Annotated in this window: 5 protein-coding genes; 1 reads left to right on the forward strand and 4 read right to left on the reverse strand. The window is 47.7% G+C overall.

Annotated elements, in window-relative coordinates; translation table 11 throughout:
• Nucleotides 1–50: 50 nt before the first annotated feature.
• Nucleotides 51–194: an HNH endonuclease signature motif containing protein gene (locus tag QUA71_RS28485; protein ID WP_333290278.1), complete on the forward strand. Its 144-nt coding sequence runs from the start codon at nt 51–53 to the stop codon at nt 192–194.
• A 290-nt stretch (nt 195–484) separates the two neighbouring features.
• Here QUA71_RS28485 and QUA71_RS28490 read toward each other — a convergent pair whose 3' ends face one another.
• From QUA71_RS28490 to QUA71_RS28505, 4 genes are all read right to left on the reverse strand, one after another.
• Nucleotides 485–2,239, reverse strand: a complete 1,755-nt coding sequence (locus QUA71_RS28490) for a hypothetical protein (RefSeq protein WP_333290280.1) — start codon at nt 2,237–2,239, stop codon at nt 485–487.
• An 842-nt stretch (nt 2,240–3,081) separates the two neighbouring features.
• Nucleotides 3,082–3,291, reverse strand: coding sequence for a hypothetical protein (locus QUA71_RS28495; protein WP_333290282.1), 210 nt, complete (start codon nt 3,289–3,291; stop codon nt 3,082–3,084).
• Nucleotides 3,292–3,359: 68 nt separating this feature from the next.
• On the reverse strand, nt 3,360–6,254 hold the full coding sequence (locus tag QUA71_RS28500) for a DUF3854 domain-containing protein (RefSeq protein ID WP_333290284.1): 2,895 nt from the start codon (nt 6,252–6,254) through the stop codon (nt 3,360–3,362).
• A 307-nt stretch (nt 6,255–6,561) separates the two neighbouring features.
• Nucleotides 6,562–7,083, reverse strand: coding sequence for a hypothetical protein (locus tag QUA71_RS28505; protein WP_333290286.1), 522 nt, complete (start codon nt 7,081–7,083; stop codon nt 6,562–6,564).
• Nucleotides 7,084–7,231 lie beyond the last annotated feature (148 nt).

Here is a 7,231-nt window from a genome sequence, read left to right on the forward strand (position 1 = left end):
CATCAGTTGACGTGCCATAACTCATCACCTCTCAACATTATCTTTATTCTATGCAACTTCATGTAAAATTGGTATTAGATACCCACCACATAGTTCCTGTAGCTCAAGGCGGAGATAATTCGGTCAAAAACCTTCAGCACTTGCACCGAGCGTGCCATATACAGGAACATTCAAAATCCAAGTCTATCGCTTGAAGTAAGGCTTGAGCCGTGTGAGTGCGAAAGTCTCATGCACGGTTCTTAGGGGAGGGGAGAGCGGTGACGCTTGAACCTTACCCGACTACCTCTCATCGACTCAAACAAATGTATCACCACGCTCAAAAAGCAAACGTGGTGAAGCAAGGAAATCCTAGTAATAGGAATATTAAGGCAACAATGTCGTAAAAATCTCCGGCGTAAACACACGGGGATTTTTACGACATTGTTGCTTCTTTGTCAATACCCATTACTGAATCGGTGCTCTAGAAAAGGTCTTACACAAATCCTTATGGACACGGCACCTCACCGGCTTGCTGCATAAAAACCTGCTTGTAAGTTGAGCAGCTCTTAGCCAGAATCATTGGTCGCTTTGAATCTAGCGGACCTTTCCCTCCGAACCACTGATTGCTACCATCGAGCGACGGGATAAACCCTAGCATAATGTTCGGATCAGTCATCTTATCCGTACTACCCAGATCCGCTAATAGTTTGTCCACCGCATTCTTGTTCAGTAGTATCAACTTACTCATTGTGACTGTGTTATAAGCAGCCAAGAACTTCTGGTAGTCAAACGACTCATTGGGGCTAGTGTAGCCCGTATCGTTAATTTGCAAATATACCTTGTTGAAAGTTTGCAGGTTCACTTTTTGCCCAGAACCCTTCGTAAACACTCCGTCAAAGTACGTTTCTGGATTCTCAAGGTATGCTTTTAGCTGCTCCTTAGTCATCCCAGTCGCCCTCTTAATAATGGCATTATAAATGTCATTCTTAAGCTCCCTGATGGGGGCTACTAAGAAGTCAGGGATAACCTGAGCGATAATGTCACTAATTTTGCCTGCGAGTGCCGCAAACTGTCCGACTGCATCCGGTGCACCAGACATCGATATCAGGTGATTGTTGACGTAATTCTTGAGAATGCGTTCGGCGTCGTCAACTTTCGTTTTTCTTTCAGGGTTAAAGAACAAAGCCTTGGCAACCTCGTGGCTGACCTGAGGCCATGCTTTCAAACCACTGTCGATATCGGCGCGCCAATACTCCTTGTACGTCACTATTAAACCATTCGCGGTAACGTAAGCAGCTTTCTCGGCCTGAATCCCTAGCGCCTGAGCACGTAACACTGTGGCGCTGCACCTAAAATCAAGAGGTCTGCAAGCGTTTGCCGCCCGAATCTTTTCGTCGTAGCGCCGATCGTAGTCCGCCTTCTTGGCGTAATAGGCGTCGATGTCTGCCTGTAGTCGCGCACGCAGGGTAGAGTAGATGCGTGGCACGGAAAACTGAGTGCCTCCGCCCCCTTTTTTCAACAGATATGTGTCTAGCGGTGTCCCAGGTTTCGCATCGACCATGTTGCGATAGATGAAATCCTCAACTCCGGCGATGCTTACGTTGAAGAAATTAGAGTCTAGTTCTGTCTTATTAAGGCGCTTATCAATGTATCCCTCTAGTAGAACGTGCTTGACTCCGTTTTCTGGTCCCTCCGGCGGTGTGATCTTGAAGGGAGCACCAGTGAAGTTATTTATGAATGTGTGACCATACATATCTCCGGCAGCGTGCGTCAGATAGCCTACTACGAACGCTTTGTGCTGTAGCGTATTGTTGCCTTGAGTATGGGCGAGGGTCCACAGATACGTGAGCCAAGCGTTAGAGCCGGTAGTGATATTAGTGGACTCTGGATCTGGGTGGATCACCTGCTGCCCGGTTAATATATCCGGGTAAGCGTCTGGACCGAGTATCCCTGCACGGTACTGTGACGGATATTCCCTCAGCGCTGACAGAATATTGCTGTCAACCGGATAATCTCCAATCTTGGAGATTACCTTTCCATTCCTATAATCAACGCGGTAGATGCTTACTTTGCCATCATCAAGCGCGTCCTTTAGCGCCTGTTGACCGAGGTAAACATGGGTAGTCGGCTTCCAGGCAAGAGCAGGGGGCGCATTGGCAAGTATTCCAAATACAAGCACTCCCAGTAAAGTTGCAAACTGCAAAAGTTTCTGCCAGTGGCGGATTTTATTAGTGATTCTCTCTACCTTGGGTTGTTTCATGGGTTCCTCCGTGATTGAATCTTTGAGTAGGACTAAGGCAAACTAGCACACTCGAATCGACTTGTAGGGTGTTCTACTACCTTGCTCATGAACGGATTATAAAGGGTGTAGGATAGTAGATAATCTTACTAATTGTGACACTTGGGTAATACCAAATTTACATGAAGTTGCAGAGAATAAAGGTACTATATGAAACTACATCCTACTTATGGCACCTCAACTGGTTCTGGTGATCGCCGATCGTACACAGAGTCAGCGAGCAACAACTCAAAAACAGTCGCACCTAAGTGTTAGAAACAACGGTTGCAAATGTTGTGGTCGTTGAAAACTCGATCTGCTCAACATTAAACTGGCAAAGCTAATTCAAGAACAAAGCGCGGGCCACTATCGGCAAGTCGCTTGAATCCCGCAAATTGCACCTCGCCAACAATCGCGTAAGAAATTATATTAGTGACTCTATCTCTTCTAGTCGCAGGAAATATACGCGGCCGGATGCGTCGCCGGCCACAATTGTGACTCCATCGGGTGCAATGGCGCAACAGGCGATCGGGCGTAAGCTCCCAGGCTTCTATGAACATATTCTCGATGTATATCGCTAGTTGTTGATGCCTACATCAATCTGAGCGAGCCACTTCCCAGCCATTACGGAGATAAGTTTTGGTGGATCAGCTTAGCACTACATCAGTTTGATTTCGAGGCAAAACGGGGACAACTCGCCAGAGCCGCTCGAACTCTGCAAATTCAGCCGCGCCGACGATCGTCGCAACCTTACTTCAGGTGAGTTTTTCGGCGTCGATCGTATCACTCAAACCTCCCTCGATGGCTGTGGTCAAGGCCGGTGACTAGCAGCCGATCGCATCTCGGATTATCTGAGCTCCGTTGCGGGCGATCGGTGGCGGGATCAGGAGTGATTGGAATTGCTGCTGTTCTATCCGGGTCAATTCGGCCCAGATGGCGGCTCGATCGGCATATTCGTTTTGGCAGCAATCTTTGAAGACTGCTGTGATTTGGTGGGTGGTTGTGCGATCAGCTTCGGCAATGGCTGATCGCACAAAATGCAGACACTCAGCATGGGTGTCAAGGTCTATCGGTACGGGCGATCGGGACTGTTGCTTGGTTTCTAACCGGGCGCGCCTCCCTCTGTCTTCAACTGCATCAGGAGGGGCGTGCGTGTGACTTTAGGAACCGCAATTGTAATCACTTCCTGGTTGTGCGATGTTTTGTCGAGCTTGATTTTATAATCCGTGTCTCTAACGCCGTAGCCAACGTAAATTACCTCTCCCTTCTGCCCGTGGTGGAGGTTGCCGACTTCGGTTATAACCACGCGATCGCCCTCTGTGAACTCTTTGTGGTGTTTTTTCTCAGCCACTACTTGATCGTCAGTTTTTCTCTCCGGCTTCTGTTCTGCTACCAACTCTGGCGGCGCGATCGGCGGGACTGACTGGGCCGTTGGTTCTGTTGGTACTGCTTCCGGTTCCGAGGGGGCGATCGGAACTTGCTCGGATGGTTGAGGGTTGTTACAGATTTTTGAGCTGTTACAGGGTTTTTCTGAGGGTTCAAAAGTGGGTGTAACAGTTGTGGTTACAGGCGTTACATCACTTAACGGCTCACCTTCCACTCTGGTATTAGGATTATCGGTGATCGTAAGTGGTGATATTTTTTCATGTTGGCTACTTTTACCTTGTAACAGTGTAACGTCTGTAACCATGCGGGTTTCAGCGTTTCTCGATGGTGTAACAGAGGATAAATCGGTTGTAACGTCTGTAACAGCAAGGTTTCTGGTTAATTCTTGCAGCCCACCATCCTCACACTTGGTTTTTAGGCAAACCCAATTCTCTAGATGAGGACGGTTAGTATGGTTGTCTTCTTCACTGTTTACTGCTAAGTCCGTGAAACAGGGTAAAACTTCAAGTCCGTACCAACCCGCCGGAATGCGCCTAGTTGTTTCGCCTTCTCTCACAACTGTCGAAGCTCTATATTGGTTAGCCAGTACCCGCTTTAAGTGATGCACAAATTTGTTGTATCCCTGTGGCGTGTTGTTGTGGGCTTTGCAATATGCCACATACCAACTGTGTAAATCGGCTCCAACGTAGTGATTCTTACCAGGCCGGAAACAGCGATCTACAAAACCGCGAATGCTATCGCCTAGAATTGCGCCTTCCTGTTTCAAAGCAATCACTGCTGGATTTATTGATGGCTCCATTAAGATTCGATCGCGCTCTGCCCTATCCATCGATAAAGCCCAACCGGCGATCGAGCCTAATTCGGCTGCTAGTTTGCGACAAAGGTCTGGATCTTCGGTGAGTCCTCGCCTCTTGGTTTGTAGGGGGATGCAGCGCCTATCCCAGCCGTCGCCACTATTTTCGGTTTGGATGTGTTCAACTGATGCGACCGCGAATCGCACATCCCATTTTTTTTGGTAGCCTGATGATGAAAATAGAGCCCGTCCTGACATAGGGCCGTTGTCTACCAATTCATAAAATGCCTTGAGTTCGCTAAGATAGCCACCCGTGTCGGGAACATAAAAGAATGACTTGTTAGTGAGCAATTGATGTCGCCCTTCGGGTTTAGTTAGCTCAGATAAGCTATTCGAGCTGACACTGCTTTCTCCACCGAGTAAATTTGCCCAAGTCCGTAGCAAGAGACCTTTCCCGCTTCCACTGTCTCCAATTAAATAAGCAAACTTCCCATAGGGAGCTGTGGGGTCAAGGTACATCGAGGTTAGTGCTCGGATAGTTTCTAGTTGCTGGGCACCATAGGCAGAGAGGAGAAATTTTTTAAATTCTGGGGGAAGGTCAGAACCTGCTACAAAATCACAAGGCGAACAGGACAATAGGTAATGCTCTTTATTGTGCGGGAATAGTTCGCCAGTTCTCAAATCTACAGTCCCGTTAGCGAAAGATTTAAGGTGGACTGTTGAAGTTTCAACTTTTTTGTGTAACGCCTTTCGACAGTATTTGAACGCGGAGTCCAAATATTTGCTGGTACCAAACCTAAACTTTTTGCCAACTTCTACTGGCTCGTAGCAGTTCCTAGTGAAATCGGCTAGTAGTTTATTAACGTCTGCATCAGCCTGAAGTTGCCAGTAGCGACCATTCCACTGATAAAAAGCATCGTTGATGACGATCCAATCATCCGCAAACAGCGTATTCCAGCAGTGGAGCTCGAAGGTGGTTGACTTGCTAACTAAGTATTTATCCTTGCCACCTGTGCCGTTGCCCGAGCCACCATCGGTATCGTAGGTCGCCTCCCACTCTTTAAAATCAAGGGACTTAGCAAGCATCTGCCGGAAAGCTTCTATTCCTTTTCTCTGGATAAAATCATCCATTCCTTTGGTTTCACCCTCAGTGCCAGGTTCCCATTGTCCCGTGATTGTACGAACGGGAACACCAAACTTAAGCAACTGGCGGCCGAGCTTCCGCTGTTCCCAGATGATGTTTGGATTGGTCGCTGCATCCGCATCAAAGGCAATGATGAATCCAAAACCGGCACGAGCGTAGCGTTCAAGTATGGCAACGAGAAAGCGTTGACCTTGCAAGTCGTTTTTCTTGGCAGTCAGCCCCATGCTGATGCCCATCAATGCAATTGTAGGTAAACCATGACAGCATCCTGCGATTGCCTTCCAGATTCCTTCAGTTAGTAAGATGTAGGGCTGACCGTTGATGTGGTAGCAGTGTTCTGCAAGCTTTTCAATATTCCAATAGTCCTTATCGGTTGGATGCTGGGGTAGAAAAGCGTCATATTCCCCTAACGGGGTGCGGTACTTGGGTGCCTTTTTATCTTCTCTTGACTTCCAGGGCTTGTCTGGCCTGAACTGAAATTGTGTGCGTGCACCAATAAAGAAGATGCCACCAGACTTGGCGGTATAACCCAAGTAAAATGATGCCTCATCCGCAGATACGGTTCGGCAGTTGGCGTAACTCCACTCGTTTAGCAGTCCCCTGCTCTCAATGTGGCTCTTGTGTTTGGGGCAAAGGTACGCGGTAGTTGATAAAAATTGATCTGCAATATTCATAGATGCCTCTCTCGCTACTCATAGCGCTGCGTGCTGGTTTTTTACAAAAACCCGCTAGATGTAGAAGAGACGGCTCTGCTGTAACTACCGTTGATTGGCATTTGGGACATTTGGGACATTTGGGGCAAATGTGCCAACTATGCCAACTATGCCAACTATGGCAGTAATGGCAGATTTTAGACTATGATGAATTTAAAGTTTTATTTTTTTGTTTGTCTGCCGTCTCTTCTAAAGACTGCGGACTCTTTTTTTTTGTCTGGTCTAATCGCTGCCGGCGGTCGCTTGTTGGCAACAGCCTTTTCAAATTCTATACGCGGACGTATTGCTTAGACTGTTGACTGGCAAGAAATTGTTGATAAGCTTCTTTATCGCCGCCAAAGGAATCCACAGAAACCTGGCTAACAATCTCATAAGTCATTGCTTCAGCTTCCTCTAGTGTCAAAGGCTGGCGCTCGCAGTAAGCAATTTGTACGTCCCGAAACTCTGGCATATCCCCTTCAACCTCTGATAGGTCGGCTTCGTACCGAAACACTCTGACCACTACCCAGTCCGAGGGAGTGACAAGGTAAGCTTTCCAAGGGCTACCCTCTTTTTTAACGTGGTAAGTTAGCCGTTCTCCAACTTTGACCTTGCGCTTCAGTAGAGGACGCGAATCGTGAGAAAGCTGTAACAGTCGAGTCAACTGTTTCCCAATCACAAGCTCTTTGCTCTCGATAGGAATCCATTTTTCTTGCTCTTTGACGAGGTAGAGGCTCAGGGTAGACTTGCTTGCCAGCGGGTCGTAAAGTTCGAGTTCTTCAGTTTGTGTCATCACATCAAGTGCTTTCATAGTTATGCTTCATCTAGTCCGGGTCGTCTTGATGGTCGCCCCACATATCCCAGAAGCTGGTCTGCTTGCCCTTAACCCTCTTTTGTCACTCTCGTGGTAGTATAAGCAGTGACACACCCCAAAAGCATTGCCAGTCCTATGGTAGACC

The organism is Microcoleus sp. MON1_C5, assembly GCF_036701875.1.
Classification (GTDB): Bacteria; Cyanobacteriota; Cyanobacteriia; order Cyanobacteriales; family Microcoleaceae; genus Microcoleus.

What these genes read in the sequence shown, in the direction of transcription:
- QUA71_RS28485 (WP_333290278.1), top strand. Translation starts at nt 51, where the DNA reads ATGCAACTTCATGTAAAATTGGTATTAGATACCCACCACATAGTTCCT.
- QUA71_RS28490 (WP_333290280.1), bottom strand. Translation starts at nt 2,239, where the DNA reads ATGAAACAACCCAAGGTAGAGAGAATCACTAATAAAATCCGCCACTGG.
- QUA71_RS28500 (WP_333290284.1), bottom strand. Translation starts at nt 6,254, where the DNA reads ATGAATATTGCAGATCAATTTTTATCAACTACCGCGTACCTTTGCCCC.
- QUA71_RS28505 (WP_333290286.1), bottom strand. Translation starts at nt 7,083, where the DNA reads ATGAAAGCACTTGATGTGATGACACAAACTGAAGAACTCGAACTTTAC.